Source organism: Chryseobacterium sp. CFS15 (genome assembly GCF_031118795.1).
GTDB classification, from domain to species: Bacteria; Bacteroidota; Bacteroidia; order Flavobacteriales; family Weeksellaceae; genus Chryseobacterium; species Chryseobacterium indoltheticum.
Genome location: NZ_JAVHYL010000005.1, coordinates 132,789 through 156,451, shown reverse-complemented (window position 1 = coordinate 156,451; position 23,663 = coordinate 132,789). Strand labels below are relative to the sequence as shown.

Sequence of the window (23,663 nt, the reverse complement as noted above, 5' to 3'; positions counted from 1 at the left end):
TGCCAGCTTATTGACACCTGTTTTCAAACGTTTTATAATGAGTTTAAAGATTTTTCCTAAATCAAATCTCGTAGAAATCCTCGCTTGCCTTTGCTTATGAGTTCCAGATTTTAGTTCTTTTTTTTGCAACTCTAAATTACTAATTTTCTGGAAACTCTTTTTCTAAAAAGTTTAAACAGGTTTACTAAATAATGTTTTGCAAACAAAAGTTTTCTACCAATAATAATCATAAAAAACTCATAGTGATTATTTTCTCAAAATGAAAAATTTTATTTTCATTTTTTTTCTCATAAGTAGCATTTATGGATATTCGCATTTACTTCACAGATACGAATTTACGTTGCAAATTAACAAACACAAGCTTAATTATTAGTATCTATATCTACTGATATCTGATACTAATTTTTTTTCTGGAAACAATTGCTTACTTTTATTCGTTATGACTTACATTTTTTTAAGAAGCTTAATTTTACCTTTTAGAGTACCGTTATAAATTTTATATCTCTGATTTACTAGACTGTCTACATACTTCCTGCAACCGTAATAATATGGAGATTTCTTAGTATGTTCAGTTTCAAAATTGACCATATAATCTAAAGAATCATCAATTTTATACCAACCTCTTAGAATAGAAAGATGCAGTATTGCATTTATACTTTTTCCAGCAGGAATCAATACAATATTTTTTTTACATTCCTCATCAGTCCAAATTTCAGATTCAGAAAAAGGCATAATCAAATAAGGGCTTATTCTCTCCCCATTTCGATATACTTCTCCCGACTTCTCCATAAACCCACGAGTATTGATGATATAATCTTCATTTGTGTTATTTACTATTAAGAAAGAATTTATGTTATAATTACTTGGTGAGTTGTTAATCATAAATTCTTCCTTCATATATATTTTAAAACAAGATTCACTATTCAGCAAAATTTGAGATTTTACTTTTATAGTAAAAAGTAATATAATTAGTAGCAATCTTGAAATTAATTTTTTCATCTTCCTAAATTAAAATTAAATAATGACACCTGTATATCTAGTGAATTTATGATATGATTTTGCCCAGCCTCATCTATAAAGCCACCATCCCATGACGCAGTTTCTATGTATGCTCTGGACTCAATATAACTACGACCTACTGCTCCAAAACTATCCCAAAAATTTAAAACTCCTGTCATAAAATCAATAGAATGAATCATTTCATGTATAAATGTTCTAGCAAGACCATAATTACTTTTATTTGGAGATAATAAAACTTTTCCATTATAAGGATTAGTAATTCCAGCATTCTTACCTCCTGTACTTTTTGTAATTATTCCGTCAGTCAAACTTAAAAGTCCTCTATACTCTTCTCCTTCCCATTCTGCAATGGTTTCTTGTGTTGCCAATTCTGCCCACTGTGCACTACGATCCCAATAGTCTTTAAAAATAATCTTTAATTTATTTAACGTTTCTTGAGAAGCAAGTGTACTTCTATCTATATCGTTATCCTCTAAAAATTTTTCTAGTTTATTTGTGTAGTCTATAGCTGATACAACCATATGTACTGTATGATTTAGCCCTGAAGTAATAATGCCCTGTCTAAAGCCATCCCAGAATTTGCCTCCGGCAACAGTAGAGGAAACTCCTCCTGATAATCCCCCTGAAGTGATCATCATTGCTTTAAGTAACTCTGGGTTTCGTTGTCCAAAAGCTATGCCGTCACCACCCTTTATACCTCCCAGGCCTTGTATTCCGCTTGCCACAAGTGAAGATATTGCCGCACTTAGAAAGGCAGCCCCCCAAATTCTCCGTCTATGGCAGACATTGTTCCACTTGTGATCGCATGAGCTCCTGCCTCAAAGAGTGCTTTACCCACACTTACACCAGTACCAAATGTAGAAGTGGCGGCAGAACCAATGCCAAAACTTACCACAGAAGAAATAGCTCCCATGACCGCTGCTTTTCCCATCCCAAACCAAATCGGGATTCCGCTGATCATATTCATAATAGCTTTTGTTGTAAGTGCTACGGCAACCCCAATAACTACGGCAACCCCAAACTGAATTGCATTACCGTCTAAATCTACATTAAGCAGAGGATTGTTGTATACATACCCAAACCTATCATAATTTTGCGTGTTGAAAGGATCCTGTACAAGATTATCGGGGCTTAAAAATTTTCTTAATATTGGATCATACAAACGGGCATTCATATTGATGAGACCAGCCTTCCAAAGATGCTCATGCCCCGTATAGCCTCTGTCTAAGAATAACGAGTAGCTGCTTATAGCTGCAGGATCTGTGATCATTTGTCCGGAAGAATTTACCAATCCTTTCAGATTTCCCCATGCATCAAAAAATCTTTTTTCTACTATTGCACCATCTGTTTTGGAGATTGCCACAATACTTCCTAAATTGTCCCTGTGCAGGAAATAATTGGCATTTTCTGTAAGAGTTCCGCCATTCAGCACTTCCTTTTTGATGTAATTGGCAGAATACGGATTCCCGGTAATATAAGTAATCAACTGTGTCCTGCCATTGTTTTCTTTGGTAATTTCTACTGCAAAGTCAGAAGAATACCATTTGTTCTGTCCCGTTACGGAGGACTTCATCGAATATCTTGATTTGAGGATATTGTACTCAAAACTTAAATCTTCTTTACCTGCTAAAGTAATCTTCAGAGGGCTCTTGAATGCATTATAGGTAATTGCAGCAAAACCTCTCTGTGAATTTACATTCTGACCGTTTGTGTTGAAGTCTATTCCCTGCAGTCTGTAATCTGTTTCATTATAATTATATTTACCCAGTTCAGTATTAGAAGTTATTCTACCTCTTTTATCATAAGTATACTTATTCACTATTTGTCCGTTTACAGCTTCGGATAATAAACGATTAAGGGTGTCGTAGGTGAAATCTTCTTTTTTACCGAAAACGTTGTTCCTTCTAAAATTAAGAATTCCCTGATTCATGTTATAATTATAGTCCAGATCTAGAGCAACATTACCGTTATTGGTATTGTGATGCATCATTTTGTAGAGCGAGAAGTCAGTCGGATCATATTGGTTGGTCAATGTATATCCGTTACCATATTCCATCTGTGTTGTCTGTCCTCTCGAGTTGATATCGGAAAGATGCCAGATCATTGCTCCCGTAGCATTGTTGTTCTGCTGAATCAAAATACCATTACTGTCATATACATTTTTTACAGTAGAAGTTGAGACGTAATTCGGGTTGGTAAGTGCAGTAGAAACATTGGTTATATCTGCTCGTCCAAATGCATCGAAAGTGGAGGAAGAAGTATAAGTAAAATCCGGTGTTTCTTCTTTCTTTCCACTTATTCTGTAAAACTGATCGTAATAGGTAGTATACGTAAAGGCTTTTCCGTTGCCTGTTCCTGTTATTGTTTCAGGAAGCTTTGTTTGCCCGTTATAGGTATACGCTTTTTCAACAGCCGTATTTTCTGCCGGAGTATTTCCATATGTTTTTTCCGTAACAGGACGTCCTAAATTATCATAAGTATACAGAGTATATCCTTTAGGAGTAGTTTCTTTTGTAATTCTGCTCAGATTATCATATTCATAAGTAAATATACCGGCAGAAGGATCTGTAATTTTCGTTTTATTACCCCATCCGTCAATCTCAAATGTTGTTTTTATTCCTTCATAATTAGTTTCTTTTAGAGCACCATTTGGATAATAGGTGTAAATAATTACTCCTCCTCTATCCTGATGTCTTACTGTATGCCCCATTGCATCTAAAGTAGTGGATGTTTTTTTGCTCAACTGGTCATCTACAGTAACTTTTAGTCCTTCATAGCAAGTGATAATAGAATGTCCTTTAAAATCTGTATTTTTTACAGGACGGTTGAGTTCATCATATTCTATAAAGTTCCATTTTGCGGGTTCACCTTCAAAGAATGATTCAGAAAATTTAATTTTTTTTCCTAAAACATCGTATTGGGTTTTTACAACTGCCCACTTATTATTAACAGTTTGTGCTTTAGACTGAGTTTCCCTGTCAAATTGATCAAATGTTACAATAGTTTCAACTCCTCCTTCTCGTTTTTTATGGAGATTATATACTCCGCCAGTCGCAGGATCTGCAACTGATTTTGATATGGTTATTTTTTTGCCTAAAAAGTCAATAATTTCTATAATATTACCCCATGAATCGTAGGCATACGAAGTGGTTAATCCAAGTGGAGAAACTTCAGATGTTAAACGTCCTAAAGAAGTAACATTATAAGTGGAAAACAACCCGTCTGGCGTTGTAGTCTTGATAATAAATCTATTGGTAGAATCATAATCGTACAGAGTTGTCTGAGAAGCAATTCCCGAGGTTGATAAAGTTTCGCTCTTAATGTTTCCTACATTGTCATATGTATAAGAGGTCGTAATCGAAGCTAAATTAGGATTATTTCCGTATTTTCTGGACTGTGAAATATTTCCGTTGGAATAATAATCAGACTCATCCTTAGTAGTAAAAGATAATCCTCCTTTATACGTGGTGTTTTCTACTGAAGATATTTTTCCATAATAGTAATGGCTTCCATCATAAAAATCGGGTTTATAAGTAAAGCGGGATGTGGATAATCCTGCTCCATTAAAATCAGTTTGTGCATTTTTCAGTTTCAAATCATCGCTTTCATCATAAATATATTTTTTACTGATTGTTATTTTTTTGAGATAGTCTTTAGCAACTTCATCTGTTGTTAAAATAAGATATTGATGATTGCCTTTATCAAACTTTTTGTTTGTAGATATATTCTCGATGAAAAATTTATTTAAACCTCCATAAGTTGACTTAACAACACTATTATCCATCTCTGGATCATGAGTTTCTATTTTCCAGAAAAGACCCTTTCCAGGCTTTTTATTAATATACTTACCGTTCTTTATTTCTGATTCATAAGAATCACTAGAATAGGTTTTTTGAAATCCGATAAAGCCTTTCCCTTCTAAATGCTGTATTCCGTTTTCGTATCTATATTCTTTTGTTAAAATTTTCCCATCAAAAACTGTATGAATTTTGTTAACTAAACGAATTGCAGGATTAAATTTATGAACATAAAAAGGATATTTAAGTTGGTCCTGAGATTTATAAATATAGGTCTGTTCTTGAGTATTATTAACCTGGTAGGGAAAAGGTCCCATTTCCGGGTACATATTTCTGTAATCTACCCTCTGAAGAACACTAGTTCCGTTGTTTACCTCCTGAATTTGCTTTTCTGAAAAATTACGGTTATCAATAGTTATGTTTTTTATATCTGCTGTAAGCGGATCATAAATATAAACTCCTGAATGAGATCCGTTTAAGTAATCCAGATTATCGGTAGAAAGAATTAAAGACAGAGGGGACATTCTTTTTCCATCTATAGGATAAGTAGCAAGCTGCTGAAAAGTACCACCTTGTAAATTCTTATTTTCATGAAAATTAACTCTGTTAGTAATGTTTGACAAAAAGTTGGTAAAAGTTAAGGGACCTGTTTTTCTTGTCAATAAATTTGATAAATTATCAATATCGATTCCGTATAATTTTCCATCAGGTCTATACTTGGCTTTTCCTATTTTATCAAGAGTGATAATGTCGGACCTGCCATCTCCATTGAAATCTGTAACAATAATGTTATGGGTAGAATATCTTGTAAATTCATATTCATCTGGCTGACCATTCCAAAATTTCTGCCAAAAAGTGGATTTTTTTATATAATTACTCTGCGACGGCTTTAAATAAGCAATTTTCTGCTGACTATAATCTTCCTGGTTCTTTGTAAATAAATTGCCATTACTTGTATATTTCCACCATAATAGTGTTTCCGTTTGCATTCTATAGTAAGTATTCCCCATTTTCAAACCTGAATTGTCATCTCCGGGAATTTCATATATGGTTTGGGGAGTAATAAAATCAGTAAGCCCATCGCCATTGAAATCGCCAAAAAAAATGGGCGTATTAATTCCAAAATTAGAAAGCTGTCCGTTGGACAAAACAGTATCGATTGAATTATTCGTAAAATTTATTTTATAAATTGAATATTGTGAACTGTATTTATTTACAGCCAATAGTTCTGGCAATCCGTCCCCATCAAATTCAATAGGGTAAACATCCATCCCATGTAAAGGAAGCGTTTCACTAAGAATAATAGGATTTATCTGAATATTAGATCCTGAACTTTGCTTACCTACTTCTACTAAATAAATCCTGTGAGATCTGTTCAAATTGGCAGGCTCTATAATTAAGAAATCGACAAGACCATCATTATTAAAATCTCCCTGAACATACTCTCTTCTTGTATTATCTCTGGTATATGATGTTTGATAAGTGCCATCCCTATAATTATCATATGGATCTGGCTGTACATAGTTTTGAACTTCAATCACTCCTCCTTTTACAGGAACAGTTATTTTCTTTTTTTCTCCCGTAACTAAATTTTTTATATCAAAATTTATTTCATCTTTTAGTTGTTGATTCGTCGAACTATTAGGGCTATCGTAATCTTCTGTCCCTATACTTTTTTCATTGACAACAATTAGCTGATCTTTTTCTGTAATTCTATTATTTGAATCTAATACCTTCCCCGAAAATAGAAGAGTTCCGGAATTATTTTCTATTCCATCGGTATTACTTATTTCATTTATTCCATATCCTCCTGTACTATTTCTTTGTTGAAATATTGGACGTACTTTTTCCCTATCCCAATCGTAAAAACTACCCAATGTTACGCTTCCTAATCCATTTGTTGAATAATTTAAAGTACTTGACGGAGATGTATTTATATTTACAATTCCCTGCGTAAAAGTATTATAATTGAAATTGAGAGGCTTTAAGTTTTCCCCACTCTCATTACTTACAACAATAGTTCTAAGTCGTTCAACACTATTGTCTTCTATAAAATCATGAGAAAAAGTATATTTACGGTATAGAGGTACAGAAGAAGAGCCACTATTTATTTCGGAAAGCACTTTCGAAGTTATATATGGAATTCCTTTTCTAAATATCTGAATATCCTTATTTCTAGGCTTATAGATGAAATTTATAAAATAGGGATCGTTATTTACAGATGTGCCTCCATAAGAAACTTTAGTTATAACAGGAACTCTGTTCTCTGTTTGATAAGAATAGTGAATTTCATTGTTAAAAGCATCAATAAAAGTAGAAATATAATATTGGTTTTCTACCAGTTCTTTATATTTTGCAATTTTTCCATCCGGGTATTGAATTACAAATTGAAATTCTCCTGAAGTATACTTGGTGATTTTAACTTTTGAAAATTTTTCTGTTGCAAAAGTAGTATCATTAATTTTAATTAATCTCTGCCCATCCAAATAAAAAGGATCATTATTATTAAGCTGCGGACCGATTGTAATACCATCAACCTCTTTACTTTTTCCTCCTCTTACAATTGTAGACAAGCCAATGATATTCCATCCCCATCCTGCTTGTCCGTTTCCCGATTGGCTATTATATACCAAAGCTATGTTAGGTTGGAATTCATTTAATCCTTTTACAGCCTCAATTGGAAGCGTATAGGTAAGAGCTCCTGATTCACTCACACTCATTTCTGCATTTACAGAAGGGGTTAGCGGATTTGGAGGTATTTTTTTGCCCGCCATACTATTAGATTCGGCATATCCAGTTGTACTATAAGCCAAAGGAATTTGTTCTGTTTCCTGAGCTAGAGCCAACGTACAAAACAATAAAGACATTATGAAAGAATATATTTTTAACATCATTTGTGAAATTACCATTTTAAGATATTTTTAGAGACTATTTGTCCTGTGTTCAATACAAAATTAGCAATAAAAGATCCCGGCAGCTGATTTTGAAGATTAAACGAGGTGGTATTTGCTCCTGGAATATAACTATATACTAAACTTCCCGACGAATTAAATACCTGAACACTCTGAATCTTACCTAATGCCGCACCAGACCATGAAATGGTCACATTATAATTATCAGTCGCTTTTGTGGGATTAGGATGGATAACGATACTGTTTTTTATAACTTCTAATTCATCTGCTGAAATCTCAGAATTCACCGGAGGAGAAGTGCTGCTTCCATTACAGTTTGAACTCAGTATCATATTTCCGGCGCTGTCATAAGAAAAACAGTTGCCACCATTTCCTGTATATGAACCAGCAGGATTCTGATAAACTTTTTCAATATTAATTGAACAGATATTATTTACTAAAAAATTTACATTGTCACTCCAGTCTAAAAAATAATAATATTGTTGAAAATCATTTTTTACTAATTCGTCATAGCTCTTGTGTTGGTGGTACATAAACGGCTTCCAAAGGATTAGGTGTAGCTGTATAATTGTAACTGTCATCCTGAGAATACGTTACATTTGGATCCATTGTTGAACCAGGATCCGGATGATACTGTATAGATTTTATGGTCATGAATCCCGCAGGATTAGAGTGTAAATTTGGAATAAAATTCTTTGCAGGATCATTTTCCCATTTCCATTGAAAACCTGATTTATCAAGAGCTACACCCCCTAAAGTATAACCTACATAAACTTCATCAATCTTATTTCTTAACAATATTTCATCTTGATATATGATTTTATCTTCTTTACCAGAAGTAGACGGAAAATGTTCGCTGAATATAGTTGTGCTCATAGGCATAGAACTATAAGCAATAACCATAAATTCCCCTTTTTTAAGAATTTTGTCTGGTAAATTGAAAGAGCCTTGACGATCTTTCATATACCAATTTTTGAGATTTATATCTTTATCACTATAATTATAGATTTCTACAAATTCTCCTCTATGATGTTTTACAGCATCTACAAATCCACTACTTACATTTCCGAAACGTAATCTTTCATTAAAAGGGGTATCCGCATATACTTCCGTTACTACAATTTGAGACTGTAAGATATTAAAACCTGCTAGTAACAGAATAGAAAGAGTAAATTTGATTCTCATAACTTGTTGATTAGTTTTTGAAGATTTTGAATGTGAGAAACCTTAGTATAATCCCTTTTCTGGTTAATAAGGGCTATAGACCGAATTAGTAAATCGGGATGATCAATATAGGAAGACGGATTAACTACAATATTCAAAATTTTGCTTTTCCCTGTTGAATCTCCACTTTTTGCATAATATTTAGCAATCAGCACATTCATTCTGTCTATAGTGTGAGTGTTTGAAATCCTGTACATGGATTTGCTTTGAGTTAATATTTTTTCTTTAGCATTTTCTAATTGGTTACTTAAAATGTTTATTTTAATTTTTCTTGTATTGAGTTCAAACTTTTTGTTAGGAGCATCAGTCTGGCTTTCTAAAAAAGGTATTAATGTATTTCCAACTGCAGGAATTGAAGAGTTCTCTAATTCTGCCTTCCTTATATAGACATCTAAAAGAGCCAAAGCAGACCAAAAATTATTTTTAATTGTATGGTTTTGGGTTTCGATGGTAATCAGAACATCATAATTTTTCTGGAGCTTTGCCATATCCCGAATATACTTTAAGAAAAGAGGATCGTTCTTTTCTACTGTATTAAAATAGGTTACAGCTTTATGAAGAGCATCAGTATTATTTTTCTGCTTTCTCAGCTTCTGAAATGTAAGTTTATAGAGTTCTCGAATATGTGGTTTTCTATCTTTCGAATGAGGTTTGGCGATTAGATTATTTAATCTTGTTTCCAGCTGGTTTGTTGTTTCCAGAGAAAATCTATTCTTAAAGTTTTTATATTCCAGCTTTCTATGGTTCTTTAAAGTGATATTTTGATTAGGATTCTGAGTGTCTGCATTTGCATCGAAAAGTCTGATAATTTTTGCATACTGTTTTTGAACATTCATATTGTTAGGATGATTACTAACAAATGTTTCATATTTCTGTTTTACTTCAGAAAGTAAACGACCATTAAAGTTTATAAGATTTTTTACCTTCTTATTGCCCAAACACGCTCTAAAATATTCATTGTATAACCTTTGTTTAAGTTCTATATTATTTGGATTAAGCAGAAGCGCACCTTTTAAGAGAAGAATAACCTGCCACTCTTTATTCTTTTGAGATAAAAGAACTTTTCTCATTCCATCATAGGCTCTGATTTCGTTCGGGAACTGAGTAATAATTTGCTGATAAATTTGTTTAGCTTGGTTATATTTTTTTTGCTTTCTAAGATCTGCAGCTTGTTTTAAAAGCACATTTACATTAGCTGTATTGGATTCAGATCTGTTTCTTGAAAATAAAATTCCGGGAAATAGTAGTGAGAACATCCCTAAAGAAGTTAAGGATAGAAAATTTTTCCTATTCATCTTGTGTGTGTTTTAAAGTTTCTCTTAAAAAAAGAAAGGAGAAGACAGGATTGCTGTGCCTGTATCGTGGTACCTCAGAGGTTATACATTCAAATTGTTTGACTTCTCCTTGGCTACAAATATAATATTTTTTTGAAACTACAAATAAAAAATATCACTTTATAGAATTATAATTAAAACACCACACATTATTAGTATAATTTAATTTAATATTAATAATAAAATATTCTTCAATGTCAAAAAGAGAAAAAACATCTCAATGTGACTTTCTATTATACGATCAATGGCATCTTTGATCGTAAAAGCGGACTTCTGCTTGCCTACAGCATCGAAATTAATGCCCCAAAACCCTTATGGAAATCTCAATTTAAGAACTGTCATAAATCAGGAACCGTCACGTTGTTCAGTTGGAAGTGTGAGCAATAGCGATAACCATGGCACTTATGAAGATTATACTGTTGTATGTATAATAAAGTTAAAAATGACACTTTAAAATCAATTTATTCTAATCCTAACCATTGTGCAGATTTTGATAGATTGTTAGTTTTATAAAAGTGGCATATCTTTATGTTAATAGATTAGAAAAAACATTCATATATATTTTATTATTGAAAATTCAAATTTGAACTTTTTTTCTCAGTAAACCAGTCATAGTATCTTAATGATTCTTAATATTTAATTTTCTCCACTCATAAGGAGAAATGGCATTCACATGTTGCCAAAGTTCCAGTTTATTTTTTTGAGTAGTTTCCTGCATTTTACCCAATTCTTTATCTGTAGAATATTGATAATACCACCACCCAAACCCAATTTTAATAAATTCTTCAGATAAGTATTTTCCTTCATCATAATATACTTTTAGCAATGGATCTTCCATAACGGTCTAGATTTGTTTCATAAAACACTATTTCTTTTCGGAAAACTTGGTCTGAAGTAAATTGTTTGGTATTCTGGCCACTTTTTGGGCACTCAACTTCTATAAGACACAATATTTTCTTCATTGTTACTTAATAACTACGATAGTGTCTCCAACTTTTATTTCGACGACTTTTGCTTTTATTTGGCAAATAAATAATGAAAAAAATAAATATTTTTATCATCTATAACTCTAGACTTCTTTTCCATATGATTAGGTTTCTTTCTCGTCCTTTTATTAATTAGTTTTAATCTAATTTTTTCTATTCTTTCAATATCCTGAAGACTTAATCCCAGTGTTTTATTTAATATTTGAAAGTTATATTTCATGAAGAATATCCTCTATAGAGTTTTTATTTTCAAAATTGTGTACAAAAGTTAAAAACTGCTGACAATCAATGGCCACATAAGGTAGAGGTAAATTTTTAAATTCACTAGGAATTAACTCCAATACACCACCTCCATAATATCTGCCTTCTAATTCCGCAAATAGAAGAGTTAAAGAGTTGTAAAAAGAGAAAATAAAGCTATTAATATCATAGTCTTTCTTTATTTCAATTTTATATGCTGAATCTGTTACATAAGCTGATGCATCATTCCTTAATAATTTTGGATCCAAGTGTGCTCTTTTATTTTTATAAATGAACAACAAAAATGAACAAAATTTAATTAATTCTATTTCTAAAATGAATGAATTAAGGTGTAGAAAGGTATTTAAGAAAGATAATATTTAATATGAACAATTCACACCGTATATTTGTTAAAATTAAATTTTTATGGAAAAACCACTTATTCTGGTAACTAATGACGATGGTATTACAGCTCCGGGCATCAGAAATCTTGTAGAATTTATGAATGAAATCGGCGATGTAGTGGTGGTTGCTCCCAACTCCCCACAAAGCGGAAAAGGCCATGCAATCACGATAAACTCTACATTGAGCTATGAAGAAGTACAGCTTGACGGTCCACAAACCGATTTTTCGTGCAGCGGAACTCCTGTAGATTGTGTAAAAATGGCTTTAGATAAAATACTTCCAAGAAGACCAGATCTTGTGGTATCGGGAATTAATCACGGCGCCAATTCTTCGATCAACGTAATTTATTCTGGCACCATGTCAGCAGCTGTAGAAGGTGGTGTAGAAGGTCTTCCTTCGATAGGTTTTTCACTTTTAGACTTCAGTTGGGAAGCAGATTTTACACAGGCTAAAGAATATATTCAGAATATTGTAAAGAAAACTTTAGATAACCCAATGCCTAAAGGTGTTGTACTTAACGTAAATATTCCTAAGCTTTTAAAAGAAGAAATAAAAGGTGTAAAAATCTGCAAGCAGGCTCATGCAAAATGGGAAGAAAGTTTTGACGAAAGAATCAATCCGCACGGTAAAAAATATTACTGGCTAACTGGTTATTTTAACAATATGGATGAATCTGAAGATGCAGACGAAACAGCTTTGGCTAACGGATATATCTCAATTGTTCCCGTGAAGTTTGACATGACTGCTTATGAATATATGAATACGCTTCGTGAAGTAATGGATTTTGATTAAATATCTCTCTCTCTTATTATTTTGCCCCGAATGCACGAATTAATTACACAGATTTAGTTATAGAATTCGTGCTTTCGGGGCAATTTACTTTATAACCTATTTTATTCTCAATCATCTGTGGAAAATCGAAAATCTGTGTGAAAATTCATTTAAAACAAAACCTTATCATCTTTTCTCAATTCTTCCAGATATTTACTTTTATCATCTCTGTAAAAGAGGTTCATCGTCTCAAAAGGAATCATTTTTAGATCTTTATTGACAATGTGAACACAAGATTTTTTTACGGCACGAACATCAAAATCATGGGCATCCATAAAATTCATGATAATAATTCTGAACAGATTATCATAATCTAAATTCGGAGCCGAAACTTCAGGAAGACAGCATAGTAATTGGTTTACTTTAGGCTGTACTTTATCAACAGAAATTCCTGTACTGAAAATATCTAAAAGCTGCATCTGCAAACCCTCATCCTGTTCGTAGACAATGGTATTTTTAGTTTCATTATTCAACAAATCGGCAGGATTAATGTATCGTGTCAGAGGAATCGTTTCGCCCTCTAATTTTAAAATATAGCCCATTGCCAATGCATCCGGATTACATGGAACAGGAATAATATCATCTCCATTCAAAAGAGGAAACTGATTTAAAATTTCCTGTCGTACTTCGGTCAACGTAATTTTTTCGTGTGCAGAATCTTCTCTGTTTCTTCCGGCAACTTCTACAGGCTGAAAAGTGATTCCGCGAACGCATTTTTGTTTTAAAGCGAAGTCAATTAATTTTCCGATCTCATCAATATTTTTTCCTTTTTGAAGAACAATCACGAGCGTTGTAGAAAGATTTAGCGCATTTAGTTTTTCTAAAGCCTTCATTCGTACATCCGATAAATCTTTTCCTCTGAAATCCTGTAAAACTTCAGCTTTAAAAGAATCATACTGGAGATAAATTTCAAATTCCGGAGCATAAGTTGCCAGCTTTTCTGCAAAACCAGGATCATTTGCAATTCTGATTCCGTTGGTATTAAGCATTAAATGTTTAATCGGTTTTGACTTTGCAATATCCATAATTTTAAAAAACTCAGGATGAATGGTCGGTTCGCCGCCACTTATTTGTACAACATCGGGTTGTCCCTCATTTTTAACAATGACATCAAACATTGCCTCAATTTCTTCTAAGCTTCTGTGACTTCCGTAATGTGGCGAAGACATCGCATAACAAGTCGGGCAAGTCAGATTACAGCGATCGGTAACTTCCACAATCGAAAGACAGCTATGTTGCTCATGATCAACACATAAACCACAATCGTAGGGACAGCCATATTCTACATCGGTTCCGAAATGAACAGGCATTTCTGAAGCTTTATTGTAGTTTCTTATGTTTTTATAATACTGAACATCCGACGCAATCATCGTTTTAAAAAAACCATGATCCGGACATCTTTTGGTCATAAAAACAGATTCATCCTCAATGATGATTTTTGCGCCTACCCTTTTCAGGCATTCCGGGCAAAGACTGATTGTATAATCGTAATACGTATAATTTCTTATCGGCATAATTTCAATTTTTACATTCCTCCACAAACGACACCACTGATCAATCCACAAATCAACATTGAAATAAGCACTGTTGTCCAAAACTGGCTTTTAGAAAATTTTCGTCCGTCTTTACTCTCGTAAATAAGTTTTACAAAAACAGTAAAGACTAATGATACAACGAAAGCTACAGCAATAATCATCAGAATGATCATGGCGACTAAACCTTCTAATCCACCAACTTCCAAGAGGGTCAGCATTTTCATAATTTAATTATTTTAGGTTGAATTAAATTTCTTCCGTTTTTTAATACATAAATATAATAAATAATCATTGAAAGGCATACGAGTTGGATAGTTCCCAAATTTCCGACGATCTCAATTTTAGGTTTAATAAAATCTAAGAAGAATCTGAATGAAAAATAACTCAGCATAAAAAGCTTAAACAGAAATCCCGAAACGTATTTGTTTTTCCGGCCAATCATTTTTAATTCGAACCACATGAAAAGTAAAAATGCAATTTCGTACAGAGCGACAGGATGTCTGAGATATTCATCCCCGAGATGCATTCCGAAGATTGAAGTCGTCGGCAAGCCATATGTTTCTTCATGAATTCCTGTGAGAAAACAGCCTATTCGCCCGATAATCATTGCTAATATTAAAGGATAAACAATCAAATCTCCAGTGCTTTCTTTATGACCAACTATTTTCTTTGCCAATTCTACTCCGATGAGGCCAAAAGCCAGGCCTCCAACGATGGTATTATTGGTCCAGAATCGTTTAAAATTAAAATCATTGAAAAAAACATACGGATTCTCAAGATTCCCAATGAGTTTTGAGCCGATTAAAGCTCCCGCTGTTGCGCCGATAAGCACTGCAGCCGAAGTATTGAAAGGCAACTTTTCGGATTTTCGCTTCAAATAAAAATAAAACCGCATCCCAATGAAAATCCCAACCGTTTCAAACACAGGATGTGCAAGAATCGTTTTACCAAATAATTGAAATGTAACCGGGAAATCCATTGGCTCAAAAATAAGATATTTGATTGATGATCATGAAAATATTTTCTGTACAACAATTGTTCTCTTAATTATTACGCTGATTTACGGATTATTGCGCATAAAAATATATGATGATTTATGGGATCTTCGGAAAAATGAAATCTCACAAATAAACCATAAAATCATTTCTTTTAATCTTTTCTATTAATCTTTTTCCTAATTTTATTTAAAATAATTTCCAAATTATGCGAATAGAAAATGATATAAAGCTTGGTTTTAAAGACGTGATGTTCAGACCAAAACGTTCTACTTTAAAATCTCGCTCAGAAGTAGATTTAAACCGCGAGTTTACCTTTCTTCATACTCAAAAAAAGTGGAAAGGTACGCCCATCATCGCAGCTAATATGGATACGGTGGGAACTTTTGAAATGGCGGTTGAGCTGTCCAAAGAAAAGATAATTACTGCGATTCATAAACATTATACCGTTGAAGAATGGAGCAATTTCTTACATAATCAGTCCGAAAGTATTTATCAATACATTGCTTTGAGCACAGGAACCGGAAAAGCAGACGAGGAAAAAATAAAAACTATTCTCGAAAACCATCCAAAAATAGAGTTTCTCTGCATTGATGTTGCCAACGGGTATTCTGAGCATTTTGTGCAATTTGTGAAGAGAGCAAGAGCCAATTTTCCCGATAAAATAATTATTGCAGGCAATGTGGTAACCGGAGAAATGGTGGAAGAACTTCTTTTGGTTGGCGCAGACATTATAAAAGTAGGTATCGGTCCCGGTTCGGTATGTACAACAAGGGTAAAAACCGGGGTAGGATATCCGCAGTTATCGGCAATAATTGAATGTTCTGATGCCGCACATGGCTTGAAGGGTCATATTATCGCAGACGGAGGTTGTAAAGTTCCGGGTGATGTAGCAAAAGCTTTTGGTGGCGGAGCAGATTTTGTGATGCTCGGCGGAATGTTTGCCGGTCATGATGAAAGTGGTGGCGAAATGGTTGAAGAAAACGGTAAAAAATTCAAACTATTTTACGGAATGAGTTCAAAGACAGCAATGGATAAACACTCCGGTGGTGTTGCAGAATACAGAGCTTCGGAAGGTAAAACGGTGAAAGTTCCCTATAAAGGTACAGTGATAGAAACGGTGAAAGATATTTTGGGTGGTGTACGCTCTACCTGCACGTATGTAGGCGCTTCAACTTTGAAAGAACTGTCTAAAAGAACGACTTTTATTAGGGTTCAGGAGCAGGAAAACCAGGTTTATAATGATTAATTATATGCTCTCCTTTTGTAAAGTAGGATTGTATTAATAATTTTTAAAATCCTATAAAACCCTTTGAATAAAGGTTTTATTGAAATAGAGGGCAAAATGAGGGCTAGATATTTTGTCTATTTTTTTACTTTTCCGTCTATTTGTACCGTTCAAAAACTGAAATCCGAATGATGGAGAAACTAATCTCTGGAGATTTTTAAACAACTGGGTTTAGAAATTCCGGAGATTTTTTATTTTTTCTAAAAGTATATTTTTTCCAAGTCATTTTTAGATAAATCTCGTAACATCAACACCATGAACTATTGTTTCTTATTTCTTTACTATAAATGTGGCAGATTTGTCTAGATGTAGATTTATTTAAAATAAGTCACCATCTCGACAGAGCATTTCAAGAATCCGGTTTCAGTGGCACAAAAATTGTGTAAAAATACAGGATCAAAAAACACAGTAATACCCATGAATAATAGGTTTTTTGGCAATGATTTTGATTTTTATGATTTTATAATACCAAATTATCTCAATGGGTTATCTCCATTCGTACAAATATTTATTTGCCTTAATTTTTTTGAGTAATTTTTTTCATGCTCAAAATCAGTCTGACATTGATTTTTTAGTCAAGCAAATCAGTATTATTCAACGATCAGGAAAATCTGATCAGATGCTGGAGGCTTCTCAAAAGCTTCTTAAGCTTTCGACTCCTTCAAAAAACGAGAAAGGATTATCTTATGGCAATTTTTATCTTGCTTCCTATTACTACGATCAGGCAAAATTTAAAGAGAGCATTGATTATGCAAAAAAAGCGCAAAAATATTCTTCTTATCTAGAAACTGATAAAACACATTCTGCAAATATTTCCTCTTTATTGGCAGGAAATTACTTACTTCTTGAGCTTTATACCTTATCATTTAAAAACTATAGAGAAGCTCTAGAAATCTTAAAAACAAAAAACAACAAAACAACAACAGATCTTCTCACAGAAAGTACTGTTTATTCTCATTTGAGCTACATTTATGAGAATATTGATAAACCGGATTCTATGCATTACTTTCTAAAAAAAGAAGATGCCATTATCAAAAAAATCAATGTACAGGATGCTTATATTCAAAAAGGCTGCTCGTGCCTCGGCTTTGGAAATTATTATCTGAATCAAGAGAAAGCAGACTCTGCCCAGTATTATTATAAGAAATCATTAAGCCATTTTAATGATAAAATACATCCCTGCAAAATTGAAGCATTAATCGGCTTGGGAAATCTATTTACTGCTCAAAAAGATTATTCTAAAGCTCAAGGTTTTTATGATCTGGCTTTAGAGAATTTTGATCAACACAATTTTCCTGACATTTTGAGTGAACTGTACAAAAGAATTGCAGAATTAAAAATTTCCCAGGGAATTGTAACAGACGCCAAATATTATCAGGATCTCTATCTTAAAACCAATAAAATATTGGATGACAGAATGAAAAAAGAGAGAGATTTTGTACTAAATGAAGCAATGAAAGAAGAAAAAATAAAACATACGCTCGAAGCAGAAAAAATGCAGAGAACAACCTTAATCATTATTGCTGTACTGATTTTTATCACTGCATTTATTATTTATCTTCTAAAAAAATCGAAATCTAAGAATCTTAAATCAATTGAAATTGCTCAAAAACTGCTTAAAGAAAAAGAAATCACCGAACAGGAAACGCATAAACTGAAACAGCAGATAAACGAGGCTTTCGAAGAAATTATAAAGCTGGCAAAGGATAATAATCCGTCATTTTATACTAGATTTCAAGAGGTTTACCCAAAATTTCAGTCCAAAATGCTTAAACTCAATGAAAGTCTGAAGCCCAGCGAACTCACTTTTGCAGCTTATATATATCTGGGTTTTACAACAAAAGAAATTGCAGATTATACTTTTAAGGCTATTAAAACAATAGAAAACAACCGTTATCATTTTAGAAAAAAGATCAATTTATCTCCTGAAAAAGATCTTCAAATATGGCTTAGAAACTACATCGATTCGGAATAATAAAAATCCCTTCCATAAAGGATATGAAAGGGATTATATTTTAGAATAAAACTTTATTAAGTCAACATTCCGCCGTCAACGTTTAAAACCTGACCAGAAATATAAGAAGACATCTCGCTACCAAAGAAAACGCAAGCATTGGCTACATCTTCGGGCTGTCCTCCTCTTTTCAAAGGAATACCTTCTCTCCATCCCTGAACGGTTTTTTCATCTAGCGCAGCGGTCATTTCAGTTTCAATAAATCCTGGTGCAATTGCATTACAACGAATGTTTCTGGAACCTAATTCTAAAGCAACAGATTTTGTAAATCCTATAACTCCAGCTTTTGAAGCAGCATAGTTTGCCTGCCCAGCATTTCCTTTTACGCCCACTACAGAAGTCATATTGATAATAGAGCCCGATTTAGCTTTCATCATCGGCTTAATTACCGCTTTGGTAAGGTTGAATACCGAATCTAAATTAACCTTAATAATCGTATCCCAATCATCTTTTGACATTCTCATCAGAAGATTATCTTTGGTAATTCCTGCGTTGTTTACCAAGATATCTATTTTACCAAATTCAGCCATTACATCTTCTACCAATTTCTGTGCAGCATCGTAATCTGATGCATCAGACTGATAACCTTTAATCTGAGTTACAGAACTTAAAGCAGTTTCCAATTCTTTCGCTTTTTCTACAGAACCGGCGTATGTAAATGCTACTTTCGCTCCGTGCTGAGCAAAAATTTCGGCAATACCCTTCCCGATTCCTCTTGTAGCTCCGGTAATTAGCGCTACTTTTCCTTCTAATAGTTTCATATAATGATTATTTATTTTAAACATCCAAATAACCTGAGTGGTTTAAAGTTATTCAGTTTGCAAATATATATATTTTGTTTTTGCGATTAATTCACGAGTTACTCAAAATTGTATTCTAAAACAATTTATCATCTGAAGAAGTAAAATCTATCACTTCCGATTCTTTATCTTTCGTAAGGATAAGCTTTTTGTTGTCTACAGAATATTTATCGTAAATAACCTCTTTCAAAGGTTCATTTTTAAGATTGGTTACGCCGAATTTATCGCCTTTTTGTACAACAACTTCTTCTCCCGAAAGAAAACTTACGATATCATCATAAATAAAAGGAACTATTTCGTTTCCTTCTTCATCGAGCATTCCGTAAAGGTTTTCTTTATTTTTGCAGATCATTGCAGGATAAAACTGAAACGGCTTTATAGAAACAATATTTTTAATGGGCGTGTAAGATTTATCTTTTGGTGAAAACTTATAATAAACCTCGTCTTTTTTTACAATTACATTATTTAAAAAGATTTTCTCGATTTGAAAGCCTTCGTCTAAAACACTTTCAAAATTTTTATCCAAAAGCCTTTCTTCGTTGTCCTTGCTTACGAAAACGTAATCTTCACCCTTTATTTTAAAACCTTCTACAACGTCATATTCTTTAGGTAAAATAACTTCCCCGCTAATTTTGATAACAGCAATTTTAGGATTCTTCGAGTCTTTAAGTGTCTTAAAAATACCGTTGAATAAATGATTTACATAATGATATTCGGTAGGATAAACTTTTTTTTCCGTTTTAGAAAAAACACTTACTTTATTGTCTTTGATAAGATAAATATAGTTTCTTCCTACAAAAGCCTGATCGTAGATATTTTCGGCTAAAACCTGCTCATTTTCATCTACAATTCCGTACTTATTTTTTGTAACATTTTTCGTAATTAAAAAAGGAAAACCATTGATATCCTCGATATAATGATCCGAAAACCGGCTCACTGTTTTACCATCAATATCAATTACCTCTCCCGTTTTAATTCCTGTATTTAAGTAAACTTTTCCTTTGTAAAATCTCAAGTTTTCCTTGAATTCTCTATCAGAAACCTGTTGACCGTCAAAATTATAAATAAACCAAAGTTTATCTTTTTTAATGAAAAATCTGCTGTCGTTTGCAAATTCTATTTTATCCTGATACGGAATAATCTGTTTCCCGTTGTAGTCGTAGACACCGTCTTTTCCGTCTTTTGAAACAATCAAACGCGCTCTATTTTCCCACGTTTTATATTTAAACTTGTCTAATGGAATCAGCTGATTTCCATTTCCGTCAATTAAAGCCGTTTTTCCGTTCGCTTCACCCTCTTTTACTTTTAAAATAAACCTGTCTTTGGACAGCCGGATAATTTCACTTTTGTAAGGATAATTAAAAGAAATAGTTCCTAAAGAATCTATAATAGAAGAATTTCCGGTGTCAGAATCTGTAATGATTCCGTAACCTTTGGTATAAGAATGTACTTCTTTCCCAACTTTTTTAGACAATAATATCTCTTTATACTGATTGGTCTGTGCTGAAAAAATACCTGAAAACAGAATGAAAACTATTTTTTTCAATGAAATTACTTTAAAGAATTATTAACGATTAAAACAATTTCACCTTTTAAAGTTTTGCTTTTGGAAAACTCAATTAATTCATTGATTGTTCCTCTTTTTGTCTCTTCAAATTTTTTCGAAATTTCACGGCTTAAACTTGCTCTTGTCTCTTCGCCGAAAAATTCTTTTATCTGTTCTAAAGTTGTGTTGATTTTATGTGGACTTTCATACAAAACAATTGTTTTTTTCTCTTCTGCAAGCTGTTTCAGTTTTGTTTGTCTTCCTTTTTTCGGAGGAAGAAAACCTGCAAAAAGAAACTCATTATTCGGCAAGCCGGAAACTACTAAAGCCGGAATCAAAGCGGTTGCGCCCGGAAGGCAAATCATCTCAATATTGTGATCTGATCCTGCTTTCGCCAATAAATAACCGGGATCTGAAATTCCCGGAGTTCCTGCATCGGTAATAATGGCAACATTCTGACCGTTTTTAAGGTCTGCAATTACTTTTTCAGTCGCCTGATGTTCATTATGAAGGTGATAAGATCTCAAAGGTTTCGAAATTTCAAAATGCTTCAATAAAACTCCCGATGTCCGGGTATCTTCACACAAAATATACTCTACTTCCTTCAGCGTTTTGATCGCTCTGAAAGTCATATCTTCAAGATTTCCGACCGGTGTCGGAACAAAATATAAAATACCGCTCATTAATTTAAATATTTGAATCCAAATAACCCTTTATCATAAACAACATTTATTGTATCTCCATGCTTTATTTGATCCAAAGGCCGTACGTGGTTTATTTTTCTTTTTTCTTTGAGTTGATTAAAAAATTTTCTGTCTGTAAGCTCAGAAATATACTCTTTGGTATTTTTTGTTCGGATTGAAATTTGGTTTTCATAATTAAATACTACATATTCAAACCTTTCCTTTCCCATAGATTTTACTTGATTGATATACAATGCATTAATTGTAATAAAATTATTAAGAAAAACATAAAATAAAAAGAAATAAAATAGAGGAAATAGTATTAATCTTCCAATTGCTTCTTTAGTTTTTTTAATTTTAATAAATATAAAAATGATAAGAATAGCAAAAACTGTAAGATAAATTTTCCAGAAATAATGATCTTCGAAATATTGTATATCACTTTGCAGATATTTCATTTTAACAAAAGGCTTTTCAAGAAAACTGTAAATAGATAAAACCGCAATACAAATAATGTAAAATGTAAGTTGATCTGATTTTATTTTTTTCCCAAAAACATTAATGTTTCTGCTCATTGAAATTCTATAAAAATTTATTTTCTACCAATACCCAAAGTCTTTGGGCATATTCATCTACTTTTTCCCAATTTTTATCATAATATAGTTCACTTAGAAATTCTTTTGCTTCTTCGATGTTTTTACACCTGTTGAGCTCAGAAATTGACGCATTCAGATCAGTCTGGCTTCCATTAAAAAGTACTTTGGTAAAAGCAATTCTGTCATTCAGATCAAGTCTGAACTCAGGTCTTGGCTTTTCGGCCTCCATAAATTGAGTCGGAATATTTGTTTTTATCAAACTTCCCGTGTCTTCTTTTACAACCGGAATTTCAACTTTTTCATGCGGCGTTTCTCTTTCCAAAGGATCATCATCAAATAAGGTTTGAATGTTTTTTAAACCTCGAATGTTGGCAAGCTTTATTTTCTTTTCCTGACGATACGCCTCCAGATTTTCAAAACTTTCGTCTGATTTTGGAGTTTCAGATATTGTTTCAGACTGTGGTTTATCAATATCGACGATTTTTCCCCGGTTAGAATCCTCTGTTTTCGGTTCAACTTCTTCTTCGGAGGTTTCAGAATCTTTTTTAATTTCATTTAAAATAGATTCTACATTTGAACTCTCACTGATGATCTCATCATTCTCATGATTAAACGTTGAAACATATTCATTTTCAGTCTCTTCAACCAAAATTTCATCTTCAATGTATTCAGTTTCAAAAATATCCTGAATAATATGAGTTTCAGCAGGTACTGTTTCAGAATTTAGATTTTCTTCTTCAATGATTTCATTTAACTGATCACTAAAAGTAACTTCTTCCGCAGTGGTTTTCTCGTTATAAGTCTCTTCATTGAAATCATCATCACTTTCCGGCTGAGAATTTTCCAAAATCCTTTCTTCGTCAATAAAACTCAAAACACGGTCAGTATTTTCTGACGGCTCATCTTCTTCAATTTCATTTAACTGATTATTGAAAACAGCTTCTTCTTCAAGATGATCAGAAATTTCGTCCGAAACAAAATTCCCTTCAGCCTCAGGCTGATTTTCTTCCACAAAACTTACTATATTTTCATGGTAATCACTTTCAATAATTTCATTTAACTGATTATTAAAAATCGCTTCCTCTTCTTCCACTTTATTTTCGGGTTCAGAGAAAGATTCATTTCCAATTTCGTTCAATTCATTATTAAAAATTGCTTCTTCTTCGGTTACCAAATAATTCGAAATAGAAGATTTCTCTTTTTGATAATCAGCAAAATTAGAATTATTGCGGCTATAATACTCCAGATTTTTATCTAACAATTTTAAAAAAGCAATTTTTTCCACAAGATCATTCAAGAGATCATGTTTCGAAATCAGTTCGTCAACATTGTTTATTCCACCCAAAATATCAATGATACTGCTGGATTCAAAAAAAATTTTGTCCTTTAAATCTTGAATGTTCTGCATCGTAGATTCTTATTAAAATTGCTTACTTTTGATGTTAAAATATTACGGC

The 23,663-nt window shown here is 32.8% G+C and carries 19 protein-coding genes; 3 read left to right on the top strand and 16 right to left on the bottom strand.

Annotated elements, in window-relative coordinates:
• Positions 1 to 444 precede the first annotated feature (444 nt).
• From OH814_RS09865 to OH814_RS09830, 8 genes are all read right to left on the bottom strand, one after another.
• Positions 445 to 897, bottom strand: coding sequence for a hypothetical protein (locus tag OH814_RS09865; protein WP_308828044.1), 453 nt, complete (start codon positions 895 to 897; stop codon positions 445 to 447).
• A gap of 98 nt (positions 898 to 995) precedes the next feature.
• Positions 996 to 1,745 (bottom strand): hypothetical protein, encoded by a 750-nt coding sequence (locus OH814_RS09860; protein ID WP_308828043.1) that lies wholly within the window; start codon positions 1,743 to 1,745, stop codon positions 996 to 998.
• A 20-nt stretch (positions 1,746 to 1,765) separates the two neighbouring features.
• Positions 1,766 to 7,684 (bottom strand): RHS repeat-associated core domain-containing protein, encoded by a 5,919-nt coding sequence (locus OH814_RS09855; RefSeq protein ID WP_308828042.1) that lies wholly within the window; start codon positions 7,682 to 7,684, stop codon positions 1,766 to 1,768.
• A 35-nt stretch (positions 7,685 to 7,719) separates the two neighbouring features.
• On the bottom strand, positions 7,720 to 8,262 hold the full coding sequence (locus OH814_RS09850) for a T9SS type A sorting domain-containing protein (RefSeq protein WP_308828041.1): 543 nt from the start codon (positions 8,260 to 8,262) through the stop codon (positions 7,720 to 7,722).
• Positions 8,237 to 8,914: a lamin tail domain-containing protein gene (locus tag OH814_RS09845; RefSeq protein WP_308828040.1), complete on the bottom strand. Its 678-nt coding sequence runs from the start codon at positions 8,912 to 8,914 to the stop codon at positions 8,237 to 8,239. The genes OH814_RS09850 and OH814_RS09845 overlap by 26 nt, the downstream gene beginning before the upstream one ends.
• Positions 8,911 to 10,248: a tetratricopeptide repeat protein gene (locus OH814_RS09840; protein ID WP_308828039.1), complete on the bottom strand. Its 1,338-nt coding sequence runs from the start codon at positions 10,246 to 10,248 to the stop codon at positions 8,911 to 8,913. Before OH814_RS09840 ends, OH814_RS09845 begins: the two co-directional genes overlap by 4 nt.
• Before the next feature lie 658 nt (positions 10,249 to 10,906).
• Positions 10,907 to 11,125 carry a thermonuclease family protein gene (locus OH814_RS09835; protein ID WP_308828038.1) on the bottom strand — a complete coding sequence of 73 codons (219 nt, stop codon included), beginning with the start codon at positions 11,123 to 11,125 and terminating at the stop codon, positions 10,907 to 10,909.
• 357 nt (positions 11,126 to 11,482) lie between these two features.
• Complete coding sequence (locus tag OH814_RS09830) at positions 11,483 to 11,782, bottom strand: hypothetical protein (RefSeq protein WP_308828037.1); 300 nt, start codon at positions 11,780 to 11,782, stop codon at positions 11,483 to 11,485.
• Positions 11,783 to 11,939: 157 nt separating this feature from the next.
• Between OH814_RS09830 and surE the strand changes: the two genes are divergently transcribed.
• Positions 11,940 to 12,710 (top strand): 5'/3'-nucleotidase SurE, encoded by a 771-nt coding sequence (gene surE / locus OH814_RS09825; RefSeq protein WP_308828036.1) that lies wholly within the window; start codon positions 11,940 to 11,942, stop codon positions 12,708 to 12,710.
• A 149-nt stretch (positions 12,711 to 12,859) separates the two neighbouring features.
• Here surE and OH814_RS09820 read toward each other — a convergent pair whose 3' ends face one another.
• The 3 genes from OH814_RS09820 to OH814_RS09810 are packed head-to-tail and all read right to left on the bottom strand — an operon-like array spanning position 12,860 to position 15,263.
• Positions 12,860 to 14,263 (bottom strand): radical SAM protein, encoded by a 1,404-nt coding sequence (locus OH814_RS09820; RefSeq protein ID WP_308828035.1) that lies wholly within the window; start codon positions 14,261 to 14,263, stop codon positions 12,860 to 12,862.
• An 11-nt stretch (positions 14,264 to 14,274) separates the two neighbouring features.
• Complete coding sequence (locus OH814_RS09815; RefSeq protein ID WP_228444979.1) at positions 14,275 to 14,508, bottom strand: hypothetical protein; 234 nt, start codon at positions 14,506 to 14,508, stop codon at positions 14,275 to 14,277.
• Positions 14,505 to 15,263: a prolipoprotein diacylglyceryl transferase family protein gene (locus OH814_RS09810; protein ID WP_308828034.1), complete on the bottom strand. Its 759-nt coding sequence runs from the start codon at positions 15,261 to 15,263 to the stop codon at positions 14,505 to 14,507. The genes OH814_RS09815 and OH814_RS09810 overlap by 4 nt, the downstream gene beginning before the upstream one ends.
• Before the next feature lie 224 nt (positions 15,264 to 15,487).
• Between OH814_RS09810 and OH814_RS09805 the strand changes: the two genes are divergently transcribed.
• Both OH814_RS09805 and OH814_RS09800 read left to right on the top strand, forming a co-directional pair.
• Positions 15,488 to 16,528 (top strand): GMP reductase, encoded by a 1,041-nt coding sequence (locus OH814_RS09805; RefSeq protein ID WP_308828033.1) that lies wholly within the window; start codon positions 15,488 to 15,490, stop codon positions 16,526 to 16,528.
• A gap of 565 nt (positions 16,529 to 17,093) precedes the next feature.
• Positions 17,094 to 18,542, top strand: coding sequence for a hypothetical protein (locus OH814_RS09800; protein WP_308828032.1), 1,449 nt, complete (start codon positions 17,094 to 17,096; stop codon positions 18,540 to 18,542).
• Between the two features lie 56 nt (positions 18,543 to 18,598).
• On the opposite strand, the gene fabG is transcribed toward OH814_RS09800, so the two are convergent.
• From fabG to OH814_RS09775, 5 genes are all read right to left on the bottom strand, one after another.
• Entirely contained in the window at positions 18,599 to 19,342 is a 744-nt protein-coding gene (gene fabG, locus OH814_RS09795; protein WP_076561518.1) for a 3-oxoacyl-[acyl-carrier-protein] reductase, read from the bottom strand.
• Between the two features lie 115 nt (positions 19,343 to 19,457).
• Complete coding sequence (locus tag OH814_RS09790) at positions 19,458 to 20,927, bottom strand: WG repeat-containing protein (protein ID WP_308828031.1); 1,470 nt, start codon at positions 20,925 to 20,927, stop codon at positions 19,458 to 19,460.
• 5 nt (positions 20,928 to 20,932) lie between these two features.
• Positions 20,933 to 21,610, bottom strand: a complete 678-nt coding sequence (gene rsmI, locus OH814_RS09785) for a 16S rRNA (cytidine(1402)-2'-O)-methyltransferase (RefSeq protein WP_076561370.1) — start codon at positions 21,608 to 21,610, stop codon at positions 20,933 to 20,935.
• Positions 21,610 to 22,185, bottom strand: coding sequence for a hypothetical protein (locus OH814_RS09780; RefSeq protein WP_308828030.1), 576 nt, complete (start codon positions 22,183 to 22,185; stop codon positions 21,610 to 21,612). Before OH814_RS09780 ends, rsmI begins: the two co-directional genes overlap by 1 nt.
• A 7-nt stretch (positions 22,186 to 22,192) precedes the next feature.
• Entirely contained in the window at positions 22,193 to 23,614 is a 1,422-nt protein-coding gene (locus tag OH814_RS09775; protein ID WP_308828029.1) for a hypothetical protein, read from the bottom strand.
• Between the last annotated feature and the right edge of the window lie 49 nt (positions 23,615 to 23,663).